The following is a 21,737-nucleotide window of genomic DNA, read 5'->3' on the forward strand; positions in this document are numbered from 1 at the left end:
TTTAACCGAAAGCGCAGTCGCGCATCACCCCGCCATTGCTTCTTCATATTCACTCGAAAGCAGCAGCCATTGCTCCTCCGCATCCGAAAGCTTCGCGGCGGCCTCGCCACGCTCCTTCACTTTCTGTGCGGCCTTGGCGGGCGCTTTTTCGTATAGGACGGGATCCGCCAGCTCGGCGTCGAGCAACTGAATCGTTTTCTCAAGCTTCGCCGTCAGGGATTCGATTTCGTTGATCTTTTTCTTGAGCGGCGCAAGCTGGGCGCGCTTTTCCGCACTGGCCTTGCGTTGATCGGCTTTGGAAGCCTGTTCGGCCACGGCGTCGGTCTTGTCTTCCTTTTTCTTGCCGGAGGAAACGACGAGATCGCGATATTCCTCCATGTCGCCTTCGAAGGTCTTGACCGTGCCGTCAGCCACCAGCCACAGCCGGTCCACCGTCGCCTCGATGAGATGGCGGTCGTGCGAGATGAGGATGACCGCGCCGCTGTAATCGTTCAGCGCCTCGATCAGCGCCCTGCGGCTGTCGATATCGAGATGGTTGGTCGGTTCGTCGAGGATGAGCAGGTTCGGCGCGTGGAAGGCCGCCAGTCCCATCAGAAGACGGGCCTTTTCGCCACCGGAAAGGTCCTTTGCCGCCGTCGCCATCTTTTCGGTTGCGAGACCCATCTGCGCCACGCGGGAGCGCACCTGCGCCTCTGGCGCCAGAGGCATCAGCTTGCGCACATGTTCGACCGGTGTTTCATCCGGCACGAGGTCATCGAGCTGGTGCTGCGCGAAGAAACCGATCTTCAGGCCAGGGGCGACGCGAAGATCGCCCGCCTGCGGCGCAAGCCGGCCGGAAATGAATTTCGCGAAGGTGGATTTGCCGTTGCCGTTGGAGCCGAGCAGCGCAATGCGGTCGTCATTGTCGATCCTGAGATTGAGCTGCTTCAGGATCGATTTGCCCGGCTCGTAACCCACAGCCCCGCCATTGATGGCGACGATGGGGGAGGCGGGCTGCTTTTCCGGCTCCGGGAAGGTGATCGGCTGGACGTGATCCTCAATCACGGCGGCGACGGTGCCCATGCGCTCCAGCGCCTTGATGCGGCTCTGCGCCTGCCGCGCCTTGGTGGCCTTGGCGCGGAAACGGTCGATGAAGCTTTGCAGGTGTTTGCGCGCGGCGTCATTTTTTGCCTTCGCCTTCATCTGCAATTCGTCGTTTTCGGCCTTCTGGCGCTCGAACTGATCGTAGCCGCCGCGATAGAAGGTCAGCTTCTTCTGGTCCAGATGCACGATGGAGTTGACGGCATTGTTGAGAAGATCGCGGTCGTGGCTGATGATGATGACGGTGTGCGGATAACGCCGGATATAATCCTCAAGCCAGAGCGTGCCTTCGAGGTCGAGATAGTTGGTCGGCTCGTCGAGCAGCAAAAGGTCGGGCTCTGCAAACAGCACGGAGGCGAGCGCCACGCGCATGCGCCAGCCGCCGGAGAAGGAGGAGGCCGGGCGAAGCTGCGCTTCGTGATCGAAACCGAGACCGGCAAGAATGCTGGAGGCGCGCGCTTCCGCCGAATGGGCGTCGATATCGACGAGCCGCATCTGGATTTCGGCGATACGGTGCGGATCGGTCGCGGTTTCCGCCTCGGCCAGAAGCGCGCTGCGCTCCTTGTCGGCCGAAAGCACAATGGAAATCAGCGATTCTTCGGTACCCGGCGCTTCCTGCGCCACTTGGCCGATGCGCGCCTGTTTCGGGATTGTCACCGAACCGCTTTCCGCCGAGAAATCGCCGGTGATAACCCGGAACAGGGTGGATTTGCCGGCGCCATTGCGGCCAACAAGGCCCGCCTTCACACCGGCGGGAAGCGTCACGCTGGCATGGTCGAGAAGCAGACGCCCGGCGATACGGGCGGAAAGATCGGTAATCGTAATCATGGCGCCGTTTTGGCCGAACTGTCTGGCCAAGGCAAGAGCGCCCGCGCCACATCGGGCGAGATTAAACTGTCAATCGCCGAGCTGCGCCAGATAGCTGCTGCGGCTATGCTGCGCCACCTCCCGCGAATAACCGACGACGCAGTTGCGCGTGCCGCAGCGGGCCGAAAGCAGAGCGAGTTCGGCATGGCTGAAAAATTCGGCGGGCGTTGCGGTTCCGTCCACCGCGGCGACGCCGATCGAAACGGTCAGATGTTCGCCATCTCCTTCCTGCGTCACGAAACGCAGCGCCTCCACGCTTTGCCGCAACCGCTCGGCAATGGCCTCGGCCGTGTTCTGCGGCACGCCGGCAAACAGGAAGGCGAATTCATCGCCACCGATACGGGCGACGAAATCGTCCTTCTTGATGGTTTTGCGAAACAGGGCGGCGAGACGCCGTAATGCCTTGTTGCCGGCGGCGGAGCCATATTTGCCGTTGATCTCCCGGAAATGGTCGATATCCAGCAGCACCAGCGAGGTGGCGGATGCGGCCCGGTCCTTTGGAAAAAGAGCGCCAAGCTTTTCGAGAAAGGCCGCGCGGTTTGGCAGTGCCGTCAGCGCATCGCGCAGCGAGGCGGCCTGAAGTTCCCCACGGTTTCTTTCAACCTCGCGGATTTTCACCAGTCCCATGGCGATGAAATGCCGAAGGCTCGTCTGTTCTTCGTGGATATCGCCCAGCAACTCCACGAAGCGCTCCGTTGCGGGCGGCTCGCCATCCTCATGCTGCTCTAGGCTGGCCAGAAAAGTTTCGGTGCGCTGAAGGCTCGCCTCCAGCCGCGCGGAAATCTGCGTGAGTGTATCGAAGGCGTCGCTTGCCATCTGTTCGGCTTCGATGCGCGAAAAGCCGGGCAGATTGTGCCGCTGGCCGATGAGGTCGATTTCATGCTGCTGCGGCGCATTGCCAAGAGCGAGAATGTCACGGCCCATGGCCGGATTGTGTCCGGACAATATTTCATAGATCAATTCATAATTGCGCGGCAAAGGTGCAATGTTCATCTTGGCGATGAACTGCGTGATCTTGGTAACGACCAGAGCGCTTCTTGCCTGCTCGCGTTTTTTATCGCCCGCCGATGTCGTCACTGACAGCCCCAATAGCAATGGATTATTATGAATGGACGGCGATAACCGATTGTTGAACGGCGTTATTCTTACAAGCGACGGTTTAAAATAGAATAAATCCACACAGAATTTTGCCGTCCCGAAGCATAGATTCCGCGTTGCGGAAGGCGGGTGTGCCCCAAGCGTTCCTTGATCGATAATATGACAAATCCTGATTTGATTTCGGGCGACGACCGTTTTTATATCGCTCCATCGATGTTGCAGAAGAGGGGCAGCCCATGACGACTTCCAGAACGCTCTATTCGCTATGCGGAAGCGACACTTCCCGGCCATTTTCTCCCCATTGCTGGAAAACCGTGCTTTCGCTGGCGCATAAGGGGCTGGATTTCGAGGAGCGGCCTTTACCCTTCACGGTGATCCCGACGGTGGAGGACGGTTTTTCGAAGACCGTGCCGATCCTGCGCGATGGCGACGAGCTGATAAGCGACAGTTTCGAAATCGCGCTTTACCTGGACGAGGCTTACCCGGAGCGGCCGTCGCTGTTCAACGGCGAGGGCGGCAAGGCCATGGCCCGTTTCGTCGAAAGCTGGTCGCAGACGGTGCTTCACCCGGCCATCGTGCGTATCGCCGTGCTCGATATCCACAATATGCTGGATGAGCCGGACCGCCGTTATTTCCGCGATAGCCGCACGAAAGCGCTCGGCCGTCCGCTCGAGGATGTGGTGGCGAACCGCGAGGCGGAAATCGCAGCCTTTCCGGCATTGCTTGCGCCGATCCGGCGTATGCTGAGCTTCCAGCCTTTCATCGGCGGCACATCGCCGCTCTTTGCGGATTACATCGTGTTCGGCGCGCTGCAATGGGCGCGGATCACCACCGGGGCGGATTTGTTCGCTGATAATGACCCCGTGCGGGACTGGTTCGAAGGCTGCCTCGATCTCTACGATGCGAGAGGCCGCAGTGTGACAGCGGCGTGAAATGTCTGGCATCATTGCCGCAATCTCGTCGATCCCCCTTGTTTTCGGGCCTTTGGGCGGTTAAAGACCGCCCACTTTCTCTGAAGGAAAAGGAAACGGACATATGGCGATTGAACGCACATTTTCGATGATCAAGCCGGACGCAACCAAGCGTAACCTGACGGGCGCGATCACCAAGGTATTTGAAGACAACGGCCTGCGCGTCGTCGCCTCCAAGCGCGTCTGGATGAGCAAGCGCGAAGCCGAAGGCTTCTACGCCGTTCACAAAGAGCGTCCCTTCTTCGGCGAGCTCGTTGAAGGCATGACTTCCGGCCCGACCATCGTTCAGGTTCTGGAAGGCGAAAACGCCATCCTCAAGAACCGCGAAATCATGGGCGCCACCAACCCGGCCCAGGCCGCGGAAGGCACCATCCGCAAGACCTTCGCGCTCTCCATCGGCGAAAACTCCGTTCACGGTTCCGACGCTCCGGAAACCGCCGCACAGGAAATCGCCTACTGGTTCGCCGAAACCGAAATCGTCGGCTGATTCAAAATCTCAACGGCTTGAATCGCTGTCGCAGGCGATTGTGTGAAGCTGCTGAAAAGACTCGAAGAAACGGAGCCGAAAGGTTCCGTTTTTTTGTTTTGGAGCGCTGCCTGCAAGACGGTGCGTTTCTGCGGAGACCTCACTCCATACTCCGTCACCCCGGACTGGATCCGGGGTCCAGCGCGATCAAGTCCTTGATCGCAAAGACTCTTACGCCACGCAGACGCGCGGCGGCTGGATGCCGGGTCAAGCCCGGCATGACGGAAGTGAGGTTTGCCACCCCCTACAGAGAACTGAGCCTAAGGCTGCAATTTTTTGTTAGGACGCCGGACACCCCTGAACAGGTCGCATATCCGTCGTGCCATCCGGTTTGAACACCTCCGGATTGGGCGTATAAAGCGGGCCGACCACCAGCGGCTTGGCGGGAAGAAGCGACTGGTCGGTGTCGGAGCGGATCGTGGTTTCGATGGTCTGGAGAATGTCGCCTTCCGGCCCCTTGATGCGGATGGTGACCTTATAGGGCCGGTCCTGCTTCACGCATTCCACCGGCGGGCTCTGAACCGTGATCTTTTCGTCTTTCGGGAAAATCTTCTCGCGGCTGGTAAGGTCTGGACCGCCGCGCGGGTTTTCGAACGTCGCTTCCACCGTGCTGCCATCGCGAATGGGGGCGATGCGCTGGAGGGTTACCAGATAGGTGGCGATGGCGACGCGATAGTTGAAAACGAACATTCGGCCGGAAATCTTCGCCACTTCGCGCGGTTCGTCCCGCTGGCAGCCGGAAAAAGCGAGCATTCCCGCAATCGCCAGCAAGGGAAGGGCAATTCTTTTCATGATCGCACGTCCTTCTTCCGGTGATAGTGCCGGCTGGCTTTCTGCCGATTGCCGCACACAGCCATATCGCACCAGATACGGCTTCTGTTCTTGCTGCGGTCGATGAAAAGCCAGCCGCAATTGCCGCAGATCCGCAGCCGCTCCCGTGTCTCGCCGGCAAGCAGTAAGAGGGCGGAATGGGCGGTGGCGTTGCCCAGGCTTTCGGCAAGCGGAAACGTCCGCAGCGCTGTGCCGCAGGCGAAGAGAAGCCCGGCCAGCCTGCCGTCGCCATCGTCGCCGCCGGTAATGGCGGCGCGGAAATAATCGTCGACGGCCTCGCGAAGATCGAGAAAAACCGCCTGCTTTTCCGCCTCGGGCGCGATGAGCGTGGGAAACCTGTCACGTTCAGCACCGAGCCTTGTGGCCGCTTCGGCAAAGGCCGCGATCTGCGCCGGCACGGCAAAACGGTCGACCGATTTTGCCGCATCCGAGCGCAGGATCACGCTGTTGGCGACATCCAGCGCCAATGCGCCGCCTGCGAAACGATGTTCTGTCCAGCGAAAGGTCATACCGCACATTATAACTGTCAAAATGAGTTTTAACAGTTATAATCATGGCGGGAGGACGCGCTTGGCCTATTTCCTGCAACAATCGCTGAATGCTGTGCCGGTCGCCTCGCTTTATGCGGTTCTGGCCTTTGGTTATGCCATCGCCTTTTCGGTCACCAAACGCGCCGATGTCACCTATGGCGCCATATTCGCCTTTGCCGGCCAGACCTGCCTATTATTTGCGGATTTCGGCTGGAACCGGCTGTGGCTGGTTTTGCCGGCAACATTGGCGCTCGGGGCAGGGGCAGGCCTGTTCGGCGGGCTGTGGGCGGCGGGTTTTGTCGGCCGGGCGGTGATGCGCCCGCTGGCGAAAGCCTCTCCCAATGCCGTGACCGTCGCCTCTGTCGGCGTGCTGATTGCGCTGACCGAAAGCGCGAGGCTGGCCGCCGACACAAGGCAATTATGGCTGCCGCCGCTTCTGTCTCAGCCGGTGCGCTTCTGGGCCGATGGCGGCTTTGCCGTGACCCTGACGCCGATGCAGATGCTGAACACGGCGGCGTTCTGCCTGCTCATTCTCGCAGGGTCGTTTTATCTTGGCCGTTCCGCTTTCGGCAGGCGCTGGAAATCGGTCTCGGACGATGCTTTCGCCGCCGCATTATGCGGGGTGAATGCGGGCCGGATATTTCTCGTCTCCTATTGTGCGGCGGGCCTCGTCGCCGCCATCGCCGGCGTGCTGGCCACATTCTATTACGGCACCATGGATTTCGGCGCCGGTCTGGTCTTTGGCCTGAAGGTGGTGCTGATTTCGGCGGCGGGCGGTTATGCCAGTCCGCTCATCTGCGGCCTTGGGGCCGCCGCCGTCGGCTTTGCGGAAACTTTCTGGGTCGGTTACGGCCCGGCCGCCTGGCGCGATGCGGTGGTTCTGGCGATGCTGGTCGGCTGGCTGATTGTCATGCGCAGCAGGGTGGAAGCGCCCTGAGTCTGGCCACTAGAGCGTCTTTCGTCGTTTCTTCGAATCGACGAAGCGCTCTAACTCTTGTTTCGTCGCATTTCCGGACGGAAAACCGGGCTCCACTTTTCCTGGAAATGCTCTATCGCCACTTGTCCTTGGCCGCGTCGTCGGTTGTTTTTGCCGCAACCCAGTCGCCCGCCGAGCCATCCTTGCCATGTTCCTTTTTCCAGAACGGGGCGGATGTCTTGAGATAATCCATCACGAAATTGGCGCCATCGAAGGCGGCCTGTCGATGCGATGAAGCTGCGATGACGAGGACGATGTTTTCGCCGGTGGCGATCTTGCCGTGGCGGTGGATGGCGGTGAGGCCGAGAAGGCCGAAGCGCTCCATGGCAAGTGTGGCGATGCGGGTTATTTCCGCCTCGGCCATGCCGGGATAGTGTTCAAGCTCCAGCGCCGCAAGCGTGCCGCCATCATCCCGACAGAGCCCGGTGAAGGCCACGACCGCGCCGATGCTCCTGTCCCCTTCCGTCAGCCGGCGGGTTTCTTCCGCAGCGTCGAAATCCTCTGCCTGCACGCGGACCGTCGGCTGCATCCGCTCATCCCCCCGTCATCGGCGGGAAAATGCCGATCTCGCGCGCGCCGACGATGCTTTCATCATGCTCGACATGCTCCTGATTGACGGCGACGCGGATCACATTGGGAAACTCGAAGGCGGCTTCGTAATTCTCGCCGCGCGTCGCAAGCCAGGCGATCAGCTCGCCGGCGGTGGTGACGGAGGAGGGGATGTCCAGCTCTTCTTCATCCGTGCCGATCTTCTCGCGAACCCAGGCGAAATAAACGATCCGTGTCATCAGTCTTCGTCCACAATGTGCTTCAGGCCGGCCTTGAAGTAATCATAGCCGGTATACATGGTCAGCGCCGCCGCGATCCACAGCAGGGTAATGCCCATTTCGGTCGTGTAGGGCAGAACCTTGTCGCCCGCAGGACCCGCGAGCAGGAAGGCGATGGCGACCATCTGGATGGTGGTCTTCCATTTGGCGATGCGGGTGACGGGAACGCTGACCTTCAGCGCCGCCAGATATTCGCGCAGGCCCGAGACCAGAATTTCGCGGCAGAGAATGGTGATGGCCGCCCAGAGCGACCAGCCGGCAATGGTGCCATCCGCCGCCATCAGAAGCAGGACGGAGGCGACCAGCAGCTTGTCGGCGATCGGGTCCAGCATGCGGCCGATATTCGACGTCTGGTTCCAGATACGCGCGAGATAACCATCGAGGAAATCGGTCAGCGAGGCGATGATGAACAGCCACAATGCCGTCCAGCGCGCGAAATCCGAGCTTTCCAGTTTCCCTTCGATGTAAAAGCACAAAACGATGACAGGAACCGCGAGGATGCGGCCATAGGTGAGTAGGTTGGGAATGCTGTATGCGCGCGAAGCCATGGGAAACCTGTCAGTCTAAGATTAGCTGCCTTGATGCCGCCGCCAGGGCATAGCGTCAACACGGGATTATGTTTTTTTAGCAGTTCGCCACGACGGCACGGCGTCAATCGCCGCCGCTCTCGTGGAAGTGATTGTAGATTTGCCGCGCAACCGTCTCCGAAATGCCGCTGACAGCCATCAGGTCGTTGAGACCGGCGCGGGAAACCGCCTTGGCCGTGCCGAAATGCTGCAGCAGGGAGCGCTTGCGGCCCGGACCGATTCCCGAGATTTCGTCGAGCGGATTGCGCACCATTTCCTTCTTGCGCCGCGCCCGGTGCGAGCCGATGGCGAAGCGGTGCGCTTCGTCGCGCATGCGCTGAATGAAATAGAGCACGGGATCGCGCGGCGGCAGCGAAAAATCGCTGCGCCCATCCGCAAAGAAGCGTTCGCGGCCCGCCTCGCGGTCCACACCCTTGGCGACGCCGATGGCGGTCACACAGTCGCGAATGCCGAGTTCATCGAGAATGGCCCGTACCGCCGTCATCTGCCCCTGACCGCCATCGATCAGGATCACATCGGGCCAGGCGGGGAAGGGCATATCGGCGGCTTCCTCCGGCGTCGGCGTCTGCGTCTGTCCACGGTCGGGCTTTCCCTCTTCCTTCAACAGACGCGAGAAGCGGCGGGTCATCACCTCGCGCATCATGCCGAAGTCGTCGCCGGGGGTGATGTCGGTCGATTTGATGTTGAACTTGCGGTACTGGTTCTTCACGAAACCTTCCGGCCCCGCCACGACCATGCCGCCCACGGCATTGGTGCCCATGATATGGGAGTTATCGTAAATCTCGATCCGGCGCGGCACATAGGAAAGACCGAAGGTTTCCGCAAAACCCTTCAGCAGCCGCGCCTGAGACGAGGTTTCCGCCAGCTTGCGGCCATGCGCCTCTCGGGCATTGGCAAGCACATGGTCGGTGATGTCCTTCTTCTCGCCACGCTGCGGCACGCTGATTGTCACCTTGTGCCCGGCCTTTTCGCCGAGTGCTGCGGCCAGCAGCTCCTGCTCCTCCACCGTTTCGGAAAGCAGGATTTGCTTAGGCACCGGCTTGTCGTCATAAAACTGCGCCAGGAATGCATTGAGGATTTCCGAGCCGGGCAGCGAAGGGTCGGCCTTCGGGAAATAGGCGCGGTTGCCCCAGTTCTGCCCGGTGCGGAAAAAGAACACCTGAATGCAGGAGATGCCGCCTTCATGGTGGATGGCGAAGACATCCGCCTCCTCGATGCCGGCGGGGTTGATGCCCTGATGGCTCTGGACATGCGACAGTGCGGCCAGCCGGTCGCGATAGACGGCGGCGCGCTCGAAATCGAGGTCCTCGGCCGCCTCGTTCATCTGCCGCGCAATCGCGGTCTTGACGCTCTGGCTCTTGCCGGACAGGAAATCCTTGGCTTCCTTGACGAGTTCTTCATACCCCTGATCGCTGATCTCATGCGTGCAGGGGCCGGAACAGCGCTTGATCTGGTAAAGAAGACAGGGACGCGTGCGGGTTTCGAACACGCTGTCGGTGCAGGTGCGGATCAAAAAGGCGCGTTGCAGAGAATTGATGGTGCGGCCGACTGCGCCGGCCGACGCAAAGGGGCCGAAATAATCGCCCTTGCGCGCCCGCGCTCCACGGTGTTTGAAAATCGCCGGCGCGCGATTGTCTGCGGTAATGAGAATATAGGGAAAAGACTTGTCGTCGCGCAAAAGCACATTAAAGCGCGGCCGCAAGCGCTTGATGAGATTCGCTTCCAGTAGAAGCGCCTCTGTTTCCGTGCGGGTGGTGACGAATTCCATATGGGCGGTCAGCCGCACCATCTGGGCAATGCGGTTGGAATGCACGCGGCCCTGCGCGTAATTGCCGACACGCTTCTTCAGCGAGCGCGCCTTGCCGACATAAAGAACGTCGTTCGCCTCGTTGAACATGCGATAGACGCCCGGCGCATTCGGCAGGTGTTTGACGAATTCGCCGATCAGATCCATGCCCTTCAGGCCGGATTCGTTCTTCCAGCCCGCATTCCAATCCATGCCGGCAACGTCGCTCGATGCCTCGGTCGCATCGGTTGCGGCAAGGTTTGCATCGTCGTCTTCGTCGTCGGTTTCATCGAAGAGAATACCGCCATCAGGCAGCTTCTTTCCGTTCATTCATTTATCTCCGCCACGTCAGGGGTTTCCCAGCCAAGATGCTGGCCGCCGTCGAGCGCGATCATTTGTCCGGTGACCGACGGCGTGTCGAAAAGAAAGCGAATCGTCCGCCCGAACTCGTCCGGTGCGGGACCACGCTTTAATATAAGGCCGTCGATCTGCGCCTGAAAGTCCTCGGGCGCCTGTCTTTCGCTTTTGAAGGTGGGACCCGGCCCAATGGCGTTGACCCGCACACGCGGCGCAAAGCTTTGCGCCATCGTCCGCGTGGCCGTCCAGAGCGCCGATTTCGAAAGCGTATAGGAATAAAACCGTGGCGTGAGCGCAAGCACGCGCTGGTCGATGATATTGACGATCAGCCCGGATTTATCGGCAGGCAGTTGCTCGACAAAGGCGGCGGCGATGAGGGAGGGCGCCCGCACATGCACGGCGAAATGTGCGTCGAAGATCGCCGGATCGGGCTTGTCCGCCGAGTCGTCGAGAAAAACCGACGCATTGTTGATAACGACGCCGATAGGCCCCAGTGCTGACGCAGCCTGTTCGATGAGCCCCGAGGCAGGGCCGGATTGTGTCAGATCCGCCTGAACGGCTACGGCCTTGCCACCTTTCTGCCTTATTTCGTTAGCGAATTCCTCGGCGCTGGCCATGGATGCATTGGCATGGACGGCGATGGCGAAGCCATGGGCGGCCAGATCGGTGGCGATTGCCCGCCCCAGCCGCCGGGCGGCTCCCGTTATCAAGACTGTCTTTTGTATATTTTCTTTCACGGCTGACCTGCATTTGCTCATATCCGTCCTATTTGCTGGATATAAATGCAAATCGCAAGCTGTCCATCGGCCCCAAAAGAATTGGGCGATTTTTTATTCACAATGCAATTTCGGTTTAATTTGAATATAACTAAGTTTAAAGGCAATCTATTGCTGGTTAGGCTTCTGTTAGGGTTAATAAACCCCTTGTGGCAATTAGGCAACGTCTAATTCTAGTCACGTCGCCGCCCCAAACAATTCACATTTTGGCTCTTTGATCTCCGCATTCTCCTATCAAATTCAGTTTCCAGAGGGGCGATTAACCCGACGAGTTTACACCGCGTCTGAGAACAATGTTTTGAGTACAGAGCGGTCCTGAAAGGAGAATAGCATGCGTATTTTCGTAGCAACCCTTATGGCTTCGACCATGGCAGCCGCCGGCTTTTCGGCTGCTCACGCCGCTGACGCCGTAAACGAAGTGCCGCAGGCACCGGTTTCCTACGACCAGCCCGCGCCGGTCAAGGATTGGTCCGGTGCGTACCTCGGTGGTACGGTCAACTACGATTGGGGCCGTTTCAGCTCCAGCAACGACGGTCGTGACGCCAAGGGCGCTGGCGGCGGTCTCTACGGCGGTTACAACTGGCAGAACGGCCAGCTGGTTTACGGTGCGGAAGCAGACGTCAACCTCGGTGACGAGCGCGGTTCCGCCGGTACGGTCGCAGGTCGCGCCGTCGAAGGCAAGCAGGGCGTCAACGGCTCGCTGCGTGGCCGCGTCGGTTACGACATGAACCCGTTCCTGCTCTACGGTACGGCCGGTCTTGCTGTTTCCGACAACAAGGTTCGTGACGGCGTCAACAAGGACAGCGCCACGGCTCTCGGATACACGGTTGGTGCCGGTGTTGAAGCCATGGTTACAGACAACATCACCGCTCGTCTGGAATATCGCTACAGCGACTACCAGAAGAAGGACTACACGCTCGGCAACGACGCCTTCTCGCGTGGTTATGATGACCACTCCGTCAAGGCCGGTATCGGCGTCAAGTTCTGATCCCTCAAGGATCGCTATTGGAAAAGCCGGGGTTTTGCCCCGGCTTTTTTGTTTTTCGCTCTTAAGCGTCGGCATGAGTGCCCGGCCTTCCGGCCAGGCGTCCTTCTGCATCCCACTCAGGCGGCGGCCTTCATTTCCGCATAGGCTTCGAAACGCTTGCCGAAGGTTTCCGGCCAGCCGGCCAGCGCATCGCGCCCTTCGGCCCATTCGCCGGCGAAACGCAGGTCGAGATAACCGATCATCGCGGCAAGGGCGAAATGGCCGCCATGCAGCTTCTTGCCGGTTTTCGGCAGGTTGGTGTTGAGATAATCAAGCCCGCGGACCACCTTGCTCCACTGCTTGTCGATCCAGGGCTGGTGGATCTTTTCTTCCGGGCGGAAACGGCGCTCGTAAACGATGGCGAGCAGGCAATCCATGATGCCGTCGCACAGCGCTTCGAGAATTTCCACATCCGTGCGCTTGCCGTTCTTTTTCGGGTAGAGCTTGCCGCCCGAAAGACGGTCGAGATAATGCATGATCGCCACGCTGTCATAGACCGAGCCGCCTTCATCCAGAAGCAGGACCGGAATCTTGCCGAGCGGATTGTTGTCCATCAGCGTTGCGGGCTCGGCACTGGTGTCGACACGCACGGAGGTAATGTCGATGCCGAGATGGCGCGCGGCCATACGGACCTTGGCGGAGTAGGGGGAGGCGGGCGAGTAGAGCAGTTCCATGGTCGTGTCCTGTGGGTTGTCGTCTGGGGACTGGAATAGTCAATAAAGCTGCATAGCGGTTTTATGTCTGGAAAATGTGTAGAAGAGTGCAATCGAGAGCATTCGATGCGCTCTAGCGAATGGGGATGATTTCCGTGGCGTTGGCGCGGCAGCCCTTGCGGTCAAGCTCGGGGCAGTCGCGGAATGTCATGTCCCTGTTGAGGCAGATGCGCACTTCCTCAAGGCGCCTGCCGTCGCAGCTGATGGAGATGCCGCGTTTCGACAGGCCGGGATTGGCGTCGGTGAAGGCGGTTTCTATGGCGTCGGCGGAGAGAGTGGCGGCTTCGGCGCCGGAGGCGATCTTTCCCGGCAGCCGGATGGCTTCGAAGGCGGCCCGTGTCGCCGAGAAATAGTCCCTCTGCGACAGGCCGGAGCAGGAGCCGTGCTTGCGCCACTGGTGGCCGATCAGGCCCATGGACGGCATGATATCGAACATGGTGCGGCCGATCGCGTCCGGAACACGGTCGGGCTCACCGCTCTGGCAGAATTCAGGATAACCGTTTTCGTTCTGCGGCCACAGCCCGTGCACCACGAAACCGTAACGTCTGTCGCTGCCGCATTGCTGGCGGTTGCCCGAGCCTTCGGAACTGGCGCAGAATGCCGGTGACCAGGAGAGCGACAGCACGTAAAAATCGAATCCGCTTCCGCGGGACGCAGGGTTCTTGCCCGTCTCCTGTCGGGAAACGTCGCGCCCTGGAGCGTCCGGCCGGGAGTTGCCGACGGTCTGCGATTGGGATTGTGTCTGCCGGTTGCCGGCGGGGCTGGTCGGAGCCGGATTTTCCCGCGCGAACCACAATGCGCCGAGCGACAGAAGGCCCAGGGCGATGAAACCGGCATAACGCTTCATTCCGTGTACGTTCTCCGGAAAGTGGACGACCTCACATCGCCGGCGGGCGACGATCCGGTCTTACATCAACTTGTGAACGGGGCAAACCGCCAATCTTTGATGAAAAGGTTGAAAGCTTTGCCGCATAACGAATAAAGTTGAACGAATCTTCCGCAAAGACGGAACAGGGCTGGGGTGAGGCTGGAGGAAATAGGCGGGCATGACCGCATGAAATTCAAGAAATATATCTGGCCCGTCGTTGGCTTCGCGACGATCGGTTTTTCCGCCTGGTTGCTCTTTCACGAATTGCGCGGCCTGTCGCTCGATGATCTCTGGGACAGTCTGAAAGCCATTCGCGTGCGGGACTGGCTGTGTTCGGGCCTTGCTACCCTGCTGGCCTATGCCGCGCTCGCCGGTTACGACCGCATCGCGTTGCAGCATCTTGGCCGCAAAGTGAACTGGTTCTTCATCACGCTCACCTCTTTCACTACCTATGCGCTGTCCCACAATGTCGGGGCCTCGGTATTCTCCGGCGCCGTGGTGCGATATAGGGCCTATACGTCCAAGGGGCTGAGTGTGGCGGAAGTGGGCGTGCTTGTCGGCCTCTGCTCCTTCACTTTCCTCATCGGCACGATCATGCTCATCGGGCTGGTGCTGCTTTACGAGCCTGACATCACCGAACGGTTTACCGGCATTCTGCCCGTCGAAGCCTCCACCACCACAGGTGTGGTGCTGCTTCTTTTCGTCGGTCTTTATATTCTTGGCAGCCTGCTAAGGCTGAAGCCCCTGAAAATCGGTTCCTTCGTGCTGCCATACCCCGCGCCGAAGCTTGTTGCGCAGCAACTCGTCATCGGCCCGATCGAACTGATCGGCGCGGCGGGCATCATCTATTTTGCGCTGCCGGAAGCCGGAAATCCTGGTTATATGGTCATTCTCGGCATATTTCTGGTTTCCTTCTCGGCGGCGCTCATCTCGCACGCGCCGGGAGGTCTGGGGGTGCTGGAACTGGTCTTCGTCACCGGCCTGCCGGACATGAACCCGGCGGATGTCATCGCGGCGCTTCTGGTCTTCCGGCTGTTCTACCTCATCATTCCCTTCATCATGGCCCTGTTCGTGATCCTGTTCTTCGAACGGTCACAGCTGGCGCAGGCGCAGAGGCGGGAAGGGCTGAGATAGCCCTTTCAAATCTCTTCCGATTTTTCCTCGCCGCGCAGCCAGAAGGCGCGCTGCGAGGCGAACCTGTCCTGCGCCAGCATTGTCTTCAGGTAGGGCAGCAGCGTATGCAACTCGTCCTTTAGCGTATAAGGCGGATTGACGATGATGAGGCCGGAGCCGCTCAGGCCATCCAGCCGGTCGCTTCTGACGGAAAGCTCCGCGCACAGCATCTTCGGAATGTCGAAGGATTGCAGCCGCTCGTGGAAGTCCTTGATAGGAGCGCCTTTCTTCAAGGGATACCACAGGCAATAGGTGCCGGTGGAAAAACGCCGATAGGCCTTGTTCAAGCCATCGGCCAGACGCTGATATTCATTCTCAAGCTCGAAAGGCGGATCGACGAGGATCAGGCCACGCTTTTCCTTCGGCGGCAGATGCGCGCCGAGCGACAGCCAGCCATCCAGCTCGGTAACTCGCACCTGATAGTCCCCCTCGAAGAGGCGCGCGAGCGCCCGGCTGTCATCCGGGTGCAGTTCCATGGCCGAAAGCCGGTCCTGCGGGCGAAACAGCATGCGCGCTAGTTTCGGTGAGCCGGGATAGAATTTCACGCCACCTTCCGGATTGAGCTCCTTCACGGCGTCAAGATAAGGCTCCAGCAGTTCGGCGATGGGGGCGGGCAGATCGGCCTCCATCAGCTTGCCGATGCCGGTCTGCCATTCGCCGGTCTTCTGCGCCTCTTCCGAGGTCAGGTCGTAAAGCCCGATGCCGGCATGGGTGTCCAGCACGCGAAAGGCCTTGTCCTTGTTCTGCAGGTAACGCACGAGGCGGGCGAGAACGGCATGTTTGAGGACATCCGCGAAATTGCCGGCGTGATAGATGTGGCGGTAGTTCATGGATGTGTCTCGCTTGCCGTTTATCCGGATGAATGGTCAGGATGAATATTCTTGATGGACGTCACTTCGGCCTTTTTGCCGCATCGTTGATGCAATATACAAAAGACATGAACGTTGCGACCCCGATTTCCGCTGAAAAAGCCGCCCCGAAGTCCGAAGTCCGTATCGGACACACGGTCTGCCCGCATGACTGTCCGAGCGCCTGCGCGCTCGAGGTCGACATCAATGCCGATGGCCGCATCGGCCGCGTGCGTGGGGCTAACGCCAATACTTATACCGCCGGCGTGATCTGCGCCAAGGTGGCGCGTTATTCCGAGCGCATCTACCATCCCGGCCGTTTGCTGACGCCGAAGCGCCGCAAAGGCGCAAAGGGTGCCGGCGACTGGCAGGAGATTTCCTGGGAAGCGGCTCTGGACGAGGTGGCGGACGCTTTTGTCAAGGCCGAGGCGCGGCATGGTACTGAGGCCATCTGGCCCTATTTCTATGCCGGCACCATGGGGCAGGTGCAGCGCGATTCCATCGAGCGGCTGCGCCACGCCAAGAAATATTCCGGCTTTTTCGGCTCGATCTGCACCAACATGGCCTGGACCGGTTATGTGATGGGCACCGGCGCACTGCGCGGCCCGGATCCGCGCGAGATCGCCAAGGCCGATGTCGTCGTCATCTGGGGCACCAACGCGGTCGCCACACAGGTCAATGTCATGACCCATGCGGTGAAAGCCCGCAAGGAACGCGGTGCGAAGATCGTCGTCGTCGATATCTACGACAATCCGACTATGAAGCAGGCGGATATGCGCCTCGTCGTCCGCCCCGGCACGGATGCCGCACTTGCCTGCGCCGTCATGCACATCGCCTTCCGCGACGGTTACGCCGACCGTGATTATATGGCGCGCTTCGCCGACGATCCGGCCGGGCTCGAGGCGCATCTGAAGACGAAGACACCGCAATGGGCATCCGAAATCACCGGCCTTTCCGTCGACGAAATCGAGGATTTCGCAAGGCTGGTCGGCGCCACCAAGAAGACCTTCTTCCGGCTCGGATATGGTTTTGCCCGCCAGCGCAACGGCGCGGTCGCCATGCATGCGGCGCTTTCCATCGCCACGGTTCTCGGCTCCTGGCAATATGAGGGCGGCGGCGCGTTCCACAACAATGGCGATATCTTCCGGCTCAACAAGGCGGAGCTGATGGGCAGTTCTTACGCCGACCCCGAGGTGCGCCAGCTCGACCAGTCGCAGATCGGCCGCGTGTTGACGGGGAACGCGGAAGCGCTGCGCCACGGCGACCCGGTGACGGCGCTGCTCATCCAGAACACCAATCCCGTCAATGTCGCGCCCGAACAGCGACTGGTAAAACAGGGTTTCCTGCGCGACGATCTCTTCGTCGCCGTGCATGAGCAGTTCATGACCGAAACGGCCGATGTGGCCGATATCGTGCTGCCCGCGACCATGTTCCTCGAACATGACGACATCTACCGCGCCGGCGGCCAGAACCACATTCTGCTTGGGCCCAAACTGGTGGAGCCGCCGGAAACGGTGCGCACCAATCTCTTCGTCATCGAGGAACTGGCAAAGCGCCTCGGCGTCGACCACATGCCGGGCTTCGGCCTTTCGGCCCGCGACCATGTCGACCGTATGCTCAAAGTCAGCGGCTGGGGCGATTTCGACACGCTGGCTGAAGAAAAGTGGATCGATGCGCAGCCGTCCTTCGAGGTGGCGCATTATCTCCAAGGCTTCGGTTACGGCGATGGCAAATTCCGCTTCAGCCCCGAATGGGCGACTGGACCGTCTCCGAACAAGCCGCCGAAAAATATCGGTGTGATGGGGCCTGTTGCACAATTTCCGAAATTCCCGGATCAGGTCGACGTCATCGAAACCGTGGACGGTGACCATCCCTTCCGGCTGGCGACATCGCCGGCGCGCAACTTCCTGAACTCCACCTTCGCGGAAACGAAGACCTCCGTGCAGAAGGAAGGCCGTCCGGAATTGATGATCTGTCCCGAGGATGCGAGCGGCAACGGCATCGCCGATGGCGACATCGTCCGCATTGGCAATGCGCGCGGCGAAGTGCGCCTCCATGCGAAAATCGTGGAGGGTGCGAGACCGGGTGTGCTGATCGCCGAAGGGCTGTGGCCAAACAGGGCGCATCTCGATGGCGAAGGCATCAATGTGTTGACCGGCGCCGATGCCGTCGCTCCCTACGGCGGTGCGGCTTTTCACGACAACAAGGTGTGGCTCCGCCGCGATGACGAGGCCCGCGAGGCTTGATATTGCGCCGCAACACGGGCAGGCTGAAATTCCACGACATGCAAGGACATATCCGGTGACACAGACGCAGGCGAAAAACATTCCGGCTGACACGGATGCGGGCAGAATCCGGCTGGTGGAAAAAGAAACCGTCTGGAAGGGCTTCGTGCATATGCAGAAGCTCGTTTTCGACCAGCGCATGCCGGATGGCAAAACCATCCGTATCGTCCGGGAAGTCCACGACCATGGCAGCGCCGCCGCCATTCTTCTTTATGACCCGAAGCGCGACAGCGTGGTGATGGTGCGCCAGTTCCGCCCCGCCGCCTTCGTGAACGGCGATCAAAGCTTCATGATCGAGGTACCGGCGGGGCTTCTCGACGACGACGACGCAGCCGTCGCCATCCGCCGTGAGGCAATGGAAGAATCCGGTTACGCTGTTGAGAAGGTCGAGTATCTCTTCGACATGTATGCAAGCCCCGGCACGCTGACGGAGAAAGTCAGCCTCTTCGTCGCCCGCATTGATCTTGACGTGCAGGCCGGCAGCGGCGGCGGACTGGAGGACGAAGGCGAGGATCTGGAGGTTCTGACCTACGGGCTGGACGAAGCCTTCGCGATGATCGCATCGGGTGAAATCACCGATTCCAAGACGATCATTCTCCTGCAATGGGCGATGTTGAATCGCGATCGGCTTTGAGGGCAGGGTTATTCGAACGCATCTGGTAAATTCGTACATCGAGTAAAACCGCCGAAATCAGAAGCGTCCTCTCACACCCATCCCCACGAAAATCGACTGCAAGTCACCGCCGCCGGCATTCTTTTCCGATGACAGGTTTCCGGCGCCTGCGCCGCTGTAATGTGTGTCTCCGCGCCCGAGGCTGGTATAGTCATATGCGCCGTCGAGATAGATCGAGGCATTCTCGGTCAGGTCATAGGCGACGCCGGCCTTGACCCCGAACATGCCGGCGACGTCGAATTTGTCGGTGAAGCGCATGTCACGCAGCCAGTGATCGTCGGTCGCCTTGCCGTAGACCATGGCGCCACCTTCGAGGCCCAGATTGAGCGACCAGTTGCCGAACCTCTGGCCGCCCGTCAGGTTGCCGTAGAAAACCGGGATTTGCTGGCGATAGGTGATGCCCTTGAGGCCATCCTTGAATTTGCCGGAGAAATCGCGGGGGGAGAAAACGCTGTAAACGGCGTTGCCGCCATAAGCCGACCATTGAACATCCGTATAACGAAAACCCACACCGGCGCTGAGATATTGCTGCGGATCGTCCAGCAACATGCGATTGAGTTCGAGGCTTCCCGAAAAATAATGGTCGAGCCGCGTGTCGTCATGCTGGGAACGGTGGCTCCAATTGTCCTTGGAGCTATCTCTGGAAAAAGGCCAAACCCAGTCATAGTCGGTCATGTAGCCGTCGCCCTCGAAGCCGACGCGGCCTTCCGCCTTGACGCGCCAGCCGGGCGCAAGTTCAAGCCCGAGCGAGCCGCGCAATGCTACCGCGTTTTTGGTTTCCCATTCGAGTTCGCTCAGCTTGCGACCACCGATATGGACGGTTTCCGTCGCTCGAAGATTGAGAACGCCGGCATCCACTGAGGCTGTAATGCCGCTTTGCTCAGCCGCGACGGGCAGGCTGGCGCCCGCCATCAGAACAGCCGAAAGCGGCAGGGAAAATCTCGACAATGGCATAATCGCTCCTGAATGACCGGAGGGCCCGAAATAAGGGCCGTTGCGGGCATTAAAGATGATTATGGTAAACGATCGGTTTATTTTCCGAAAAATACCATTATGATTGTTTTTGTACTTTAGTTATAGCTTTATCAGGAGGCGGAGATGAGGTTGGAATACTCAGTTTTACTGTCGCCATCCGTGGAGACCGCCTTGCCATCTTCCATTCGAACCTTGCCTTCGGCAAGCCGCTTCAGGGTAAGCGGGTAGAGCTGATGCTCAACTGTCAGGATCCGCGACGCCAGAGTTTCGGCCGTATCGCCGGAAATGACCGGCACCGCACCCTGCGCGATGGTCGGACCTTCATCCATGCCTTCGGTGACGAAATGCACGGTGCAGCCGGAAATCTTCATGCCGCTGTCAATGGCGCGCTGATGGGTGTTGAGGCCGGGGAAAAGCGGCAGCAGGGAAGGGTGGATATTGATGATGCGCCCTTCATAGGGAGCAATGAAATCCCCCGATATCAGCCGCATGTAACCGGCGAGACAAATGATATCGGGCGCGATTTCACCAAGTGCGGCCAGAATGGCGCCCTCATGCTCGGCCTTGCTGGCATAGGTCTTGCGCTCGAACACCAGCGTGGGAATGCCCATGCCCCGTGCCTTTTCCAGCCCGCCCGCAGACGCCCTGTCCGAGATGACGCAGACGATTTCCGCCGGAAAATCCGCCGCCTGACAGGCCTTGGCCAGCGACACCATGTTGGAGCCGCTGCCGGAAATGAAAACGACGACGCGTTTGCGGCCGGACGGGAAGGCGGCGCTCATCATAGGCCGAGAGCGCCCTTATAGATGGTGCCATGCGCGCCTTCTTCGCGGGCGACCATGCGGCCGAGCGGGAAGACGGTCTCGCCTTCGGCGGTCAGAACCTCGGTGACCTTTTCGGCATTTTCAGCCGAAACGACGACGATCATGCCGACGCCGCAATTGAAGGTGCGCAGCATTTCCTTCGCTTCGACGCCGCCGGTTTTCGCCAGCCATGAGAAGACGGCGGGAACCTTGATCGCGTCGAGATCGATTTCGGCAGCGAGATGCTTGGGCAGAACGCGCGGAATATTCTCCGGGAAACCGCCGCCGGTAATATGCGCCAGGGCCTTCAGCGCGCCGGTCTCGCGGATCGCCTTCAAAAGCGGCTTCACATAGATGCGGGTCGGCGTCAGCAGCGCTTCGCCGAGCTTCTTGCCGTCCGCGAAGGGGGCAGGGGCGTTCCAGTCGAGGCCGGAGATCGACACGATCTTGCGCACCAACGAAAAGCCGTTGGAGTGAACGCCGGAAGAGGAGAGGCCGAGAATGACGTCGCCTTCGGAAATATCGCCGGCCGGCAGAAGCTGGCCGCGTTCGGCCGCACCCACGGCAAAGCCCGCGAGATCGTAATCACCATCGGAATACATGCCGGGCATTTCAGCGGTTTCGCCGCCGATCAGCGCACAGCCGGATTCGCGGCAGCCGGCGGCAATGCCGGAAACGATGGCCGCACCCTGGTCCGGATCCAGCTTGCCGGTCGCGAAATAATCGAGGAAGAACAGCGGTTCTGCGCCCTGGACGACGAGATCGTTGACGCACATGGCGACGAGATCGATGCCGACGGTGTCGTGATAGTCAGCATCGATGGCGATCTTCAGCTTGGTGCCGACGCCGTCATTGGCGGCCACCAGAACCGGATCGGTGAAGCCTGCGGCTTTCAGATCGAACAGGCCGCCGAAGCCGCCGATTTCGCCATCCGCGCCGGGACGCCGCGTCGAGCGCACCGCCGGTTTGATCTTTTCGACCATCAGGTTGCCGGCGTCGATATCCACACCTGCATCACTATAGGTAAGACCGTTCTTGCCCGACTGGCTCATGGCTCTCGTCTCCGCTGGTTCCTTTGGCGTCGCCATTCGCACGGGACGGGGCCTGATGCAAGGGTTTGAGTGGCAAAAGCTCCGGTTTTTAACGGCTTTGGCGGGGCT

Annotated in this window: 22 protein-coding genes; 7 read left to right on the top strand and 15 right to left on the bottom strand. The window is 60.0% G+C overall.

Translation table 11 applies throughout. From position 1 onward, the window contains the following. Positions 1 to 24: 24 nt before the first annotated feature. On the bottom strand, positions 25 to 1,908 hold the full coding sequence (locus AGR7B_RS05400; protein ID WP_080856200.1) for an ABC-F family ATP-binding cassette domain-containing protein: 1,884 nt from the start codon (positions 1,906 to 1,908) through the stop codon (positions 25 to 27). Between the two features lie 69 nt (positions 1,909 to 1,977). After that, the gene (locus AGR7B_RS05405; protein WP_162934059.1) at positions 1,978 to 3,024 is read right to left on the bottom strand and encodes a GGDEF domain-containing protein; all 1,047 of its coding nucleotides are present in this window, start codon (positions 3,022 to 3,024) and stop codon (positions 1,978 to 1,980) included. Positions 3,025 to 3,281: 257 nt separating this feature from the next. On the opposite strand from AGR7B_RS05405, the gene AGR7B_RS05410 reads away from it, so the two are divergent. Then, complete coding sequence (locus AGR7B_RS05410; protein WP_065654073.1) at positions 3,282 to 3,977, top strand: glutathione S-transferase family protein; 696 nt, start codon at positions 3,282 to 3,284, stop codon at positions 3,975 to 3,977. 103 nt (positions 3,978 to 4,080) lie between these two features. Then, a complete protein-coding gene (ndk, locus tag AGR7B_RS05415) occupies positions 4,081 to 4,503 on the top strand; it encodes a nucleoside-diphosphate kinase (protein ID WP_003496769.1) in 423 nt (140 codons plus the stop codon). Between the two features lie 318 nt (positions 4,504 to 4,821). Here the strand turns inward: ndk and AGR7B_RS05420 are convergent, their stop codons facing one another. Both AGR7B_RS05420 and AGR7B_RS05425 read right to left on the bottom strand, forming a co-directional pair. Then, positions 4,822 to 5,334, bottom strand: a complete 513-nt coding sequence (locus AGR7B_RS05420; RefSeq protein WP_080856201.1) for a hypothetical protein — start codon at positions 5,332 to 5,334, stop codon at positions 4,822 to 4,824. Beyond that, positions 5,331 to 5,891, bottom strand: a complete 561-nt coding sequence (locus tag AGR7B_RS05425) for a CGNR zinc finger domain-containing protein (protein ID WP_208616015.1) — start codon at positions 5,889 to 5,891, stop codon at positions 5,331 to 5,333. The genes AGR7B_RS05420 and AGR7B_RS05425 overlap by 4 nt, the downstream gene beginning before the upstream one ends. Positions 5,892 to 5,943: 52 nt before the next feature. On the opposite strand from AGR7B_RS05425, the gene AGR7B_RS05430 reads away from it, so the two are divergent. Further along, complete coding sequence (locus AGR7B_RS05430; RefSeq protein WP_080856202.1) at positions 5,944 to 6,840, top strand: branched-chain amino acid ABC transporter permease; 897 nt, start codon at positions 5,944 to 5,946, stop codon at positions 6,838 to 6,840. A gap of 112 nt (positions 6,841 to 6,952) precedes the next feature. Here the strand turns inward: AGR7B_RS05430 and AGR7B_RS05435 are convergent, their stop codons facing one another. The 5 genes from AGR7B_RS05435 to AGR7B_RS05455 form a co-directional block, all read right to left on the bottom strand. Next, positions 6,953 to 7,408, bottom strand: a complete 456-nt coding sequence (locus AGR7B_RS05435; protein WP_080856203.1) for a molybdenum cofactor biosynthesis protein MoaE — start codon at positions 7,406 to 7,408, stop codon at positions 6,953 to 6,955. Positions 7,409 to 7,412: 4 nt separating this feature from the next. Then, positions 7,413 to 7,667 (bottom strand): molybdopterin converting factor subunit 1, encoded by a 255-nt coding sequence (gene moaD / locus AGR7B_RS05440; protein ID WP_065654069.1) that lies wholly within the window; start codon positions 7,665 to 7,667, stop codon positions 7,413 to 7,415. Next, on the bottom strand, positions 7,667 to 8,254 hold the full coding sequence (gene pgsA / locus AGR7B_RS05445; protein ID WP_003520759.1) for a CDP-diacylglycerol--glycerol-3-phosphate 3-phosphatidyltransferase: 588 nt from the start codon (positions 8,252 to 8,254) through the stop codon (positions 7,667 to 7,669). Before pgsA ends, moaD begins: the two co-directional genes overlap by 1 nt. 103 nt (positions 8,255 to 8,357) lie before the next feature. Beyond that, on the bottom strand, positions 8,358 to 10,409 hold the full coding sequence (uvrC, locus tag AGR7B_RS05450; protein WP_162934060.1) for an excinuclease ABC subunit UvrC: 2,052 nt from the start codon (positions 10,407 to 10,409) through the stop codon (positions 8,358 to 8,360). After that, a complete protein-coding gene (locus AGR7B_RS05455; protein WP_035237093.1) occupies positions 10,406 to 11,194 on the bottom strand; it encodes an SDR family oxidoreductase in 789 nt (262 codons plus the stop codon). Before AGR7B_RS05455 ends, uvrC begins: the two co-directional genes overlap by 4 nt. Before the next feature lie 349 nt (positions 11,195 to 11,543). Between AGR7B_RS05455 and AGR7B_RS05460 the strand changes: the two genes are divergently transcribed. Beyond that, a complete protein-coding gene (locus AGR7B_RS05460; RefSeq protein WP_035261664.1) occupies positions 11,544 to 12,200 on the top strand; it encodes an outer membrane protein in 657 nt (218 codons plus the stop codon). Between the two features lie 116 nt (positions 12,201 to 12,316). Here the strand turns inward: AGR7B_RS05460 and AGR7B_RS05465 are convergent, their stop codons facing one another. Together AGR7B_RS05465 and AGR7B_RS05470 are read right to left on the bottom strand one after the other, a co-directional pair. Continuing rightward, a complete protein-coding gene (locus AGR7B_RS05465) occupies positions 12,317 to 12,913 on the bottom strand; it encodes a glutathione S-transferase (RefSeq protein ID WP_078054082.1) in 597 nt (198 codons plus the stop codon). Positions 12,914 to 13,025: 112 nt separating this feature from the next. Continuing rightward, positions 13,026 to 13,799 carry a ribonuclease T2 family protein gene (locus AGR7B_RS05470; protein WP_078054081.1) on the bottom strand — a complete coding sequence of 258 codons (774 nt, stop codon included), beginning with the start codon at positions 13,797 to 13,799 and terminating at the stop codon, positions 13,026 to 13,028. Between the two features lie 207 nt (positions 13,800 to 14,006). On the opposite strand from AGR7B_RS05470, the gene AGR7B_RS05475 reads away from it, so the two are divergent. Further along, positions 14,007 to 14,954 carry a lysylphosphatidylglycerol synthase domain-containing protein gene (locus tag AGR7B_RS05475; protein WP_065654066.1) on the top strand — a complete coding sequence of 316 codons (948 nt, stop codon included), beginning with the start codon at positions 14,007 to 14,009 and terminating at the stop codon, positions 14,952 to 14,954. Positions 14,955 to 14,959: 5 nt separating this feature from the next. On the opposite strand, the gene AGR7B_RS05480 is transcribed toward AGR7B_RS05475, so the two are convergent. Beyond that, the gene (locus AGR7B_RS05480; RefSeq protein WP_078054080.1) at positions 14,960 to 15,823 is read right to left on the bottom strand and encodes a 23S rRNA (adenine(2030)-N(6))-methyltransferase RlmJ; all 864 of its coding nucleotides are present in this window, start codon (positions 15,821 to 15,823) and stop codon (positions 14,960 to 14,962) included. Between the two features lie 41 nt (positions 15,824 to 15,864). Between AGR7B_RS05480 and AGR7B_RS05485 the strand changes: the two genes are divergently transcribed. Continuing rightward, positions 15,865 to 18,087 carry a molybdopterin-containing oxidoreductase family protein gene (locus tag AGR7B_RS05485; protein WP_162934061.1) on the top strand — a complete coding sequence of 741 codons (2,223 nt, stop codon included), beginning with the start codon at positions 15,865 to 15,867 and terminating at the stop codon, positions 18,085 to 18,087. Positions 18,088 to 18,142: 55 nt separating this feature from the next. Continuing rightward, a complete protein-coding gene (locus AGR7B_RS05490; RefSeq protein WP_080856204.1) occupies positions 18,143 to 18,760 on the top strand; it encodes an NUDIX domain-containing protein in 618 nt (205 codons plus the stop codon). Between the two features lie 57 nt (positions 18,761 to 18,817). Here the strand turns inward: AGR7B_RS05490 and AGR7B_RS05495 are convergent, their stop codons facing one another. The 3 genes from AGR7B_RS05495 to purM form a co-directional block, all read right to left on the bottom strand. After that, on the bottom strand, positions 18,818 to 19,753 hold the full coding sequence (locus AGR7B_RS05495) for an omptin family outer membrane protease (protein ID WP_080856205.1): 936 nt from the start codon (positions 19,751 to 19,753) through the stop codon (positions 18,818 to 18,820). 131 nt (positions 19,754 to 19,884) lie between these two features. Beyond that, a complete protein-coding gene (purN, locus tag AGR7B_RS05500; RefSeq protein WP_080856206.1) occupies positions 19,885 to 20,559 on the bottom strand; it encodes a phosphoribosylglycinamide formyltransferase in 675 nt (224 codons plus the stop codon). Then, positions 20,556 to 21,629, bottom strand: a complete 1,074-nt coding sequence (purM, locus tag AGR7B_RS05505) for a phosphoribosylformylglycinamidine cyclo-ligase (RefSeq protein WP_080856207.1) — start codon at positions 21,627 to 21,629, stop codon at positions 20,556 to 20,558. Before purM ends, purN begins: the two co-directional genes overlap by 4 nt. Positions 21,630 to 21,737: the final 108 nt, after the last annotated feature.

This window comes from Agrobacterium deltaense RV3 (genome assembly GCF_900013505.1).
In the GTDB taxonomy this organism is placed as follows: Bacteria; Pseudomonadota; Alphaproteobacteria; order Rhizobiales; family Rhizobiaceae; genus Agrobacterium; species Agrobacterium leguminum.

Coding starts and splice junctions, on each gene's coding strand:
- AGR7B_RS05400 (WP_080856200.1), bottom strand. CDS start 1,908: ATGATTACGATTACCGATCTTTCCGCCCGTATCGCCGGGCGTCTGCTT.
- AGR7B_RS05410 (WP_065654073.1), top strand. CDS start 3,282: ATGACGACTTCCAGAACGCTCTATTCGCTATGCGGAAGCGACACTTCC.
- ndk (WP_003496769.1), top strand. CDS start 4,081: ATGGCGATTGAACGCACATTTTCGATGATCAAGCCGGACGCAACCAAG.
- AGR7B_RS05420 (WP_080856201.1), bottom strand. CDS start 5,334: ATGAAAAGAATTGCCCTTCCCTTGCTGGCGATTGCGGGAATGCTCGCT.
- AGR7B_RS05425 (WP_208616015.1), bottom strand. CDS start 5,891: ATGTGCGGTATGACCTTTCGCTGGACAGAACATCGTTTCGCAGGCGGC.
- AGR7B_RS05435 (WP_080856203.1), bottom strand. CDS start 7,408: ATGCAGCCGACGGTCCGCGTGCAGGCAGAGGATTTCGACGCTGCGGAA.
- moaD (WP_065654069.1), bottom strand. CDS start 7,667: ATGACACGGATCGTTTATTTCGCCTGGGTTCGCGAGAAGATCGGCACG.
- pgsA (WP_003520759.1), bottom strand. CDS start 8,254: ATGGCTTCGCGCGCATACAGCATTCCCAACCTACTCACCTATGGCCGC.
- uvrC (WP_162934060.1), bottom strand. CDS start 10,409: ATGAACGGAAAGAAGCTGCCTGATGGCGGTATTCTCTTCGATGAAACC.
- AGR7B_RS05455 (WP_035237093.1), bottom strand. CDS start 11,194: ATGAGCAAATGCAGGTCAGCCGTGAAAGAAAATATACAAAAGACAGTC.
- AGR7B_RS05460 (WP_035261664.1), top strand. CDS start 11,544: ATGCGTATTTTCGTAGCAACCCTTATGGCTTCGACCATGGCAGCCGCC.
- AGR7B_RS05465 (WP_078054082.1), bottom strand. CDS start 12,913: ATGGAACTGCTCTACTCGCCCGCCTCCCCCTACTCCGCCAAGGTCCGT.
- AGR7B_RS05470 (WP_078054081.1), bottom strand. CDS start 13,799: ATGAAGCGTTATGCCGGTTTCATCGCCCTGGGCCTTCTGTCGCTCGGC.
- AGR7B_RS05475 (WP_065654066.1), top strand. CDS start 14,007: ATGAAATTCAAGAAATATATCTGGCCCGTCGTTGGCTTCGCGACGATC.
- AGR7B_RS05480 (WP_078054080.1), bottom strand. CDS start 15,823: ATGAACTACCGCCACATCTATCACGCCGGCAATTTCGCGGATGTCCTC.
- AGR7B_RS05485 (WP_162934061.1), top strand. CDS start 15,865: ATGAATATTCTTGATGGACGTCACTTCGGCCTTTTTGCCGCATCGTTG.
- AGR7B_RS05495 (WP_080856205.1), bottom strand. CDS start 19,753: ATGCCATTGTCGAGATTTTCCCTGCCGCTTTCGGCTGTTCTGATGGCG.
- purN (WP_080856206.1), bottom strand. CDS start 20,559: ATGATGAGCGCCGCCTTCCCGTCCGGCCGCAAACGCGTCGTCGTTTTC.
- purM (WP_080856207.1), bottom strand. CDS start 21,629: ATGAGCCAGTCGGGCAAGAACGGTCTTACCTATAGTGATGCAGGTGTG.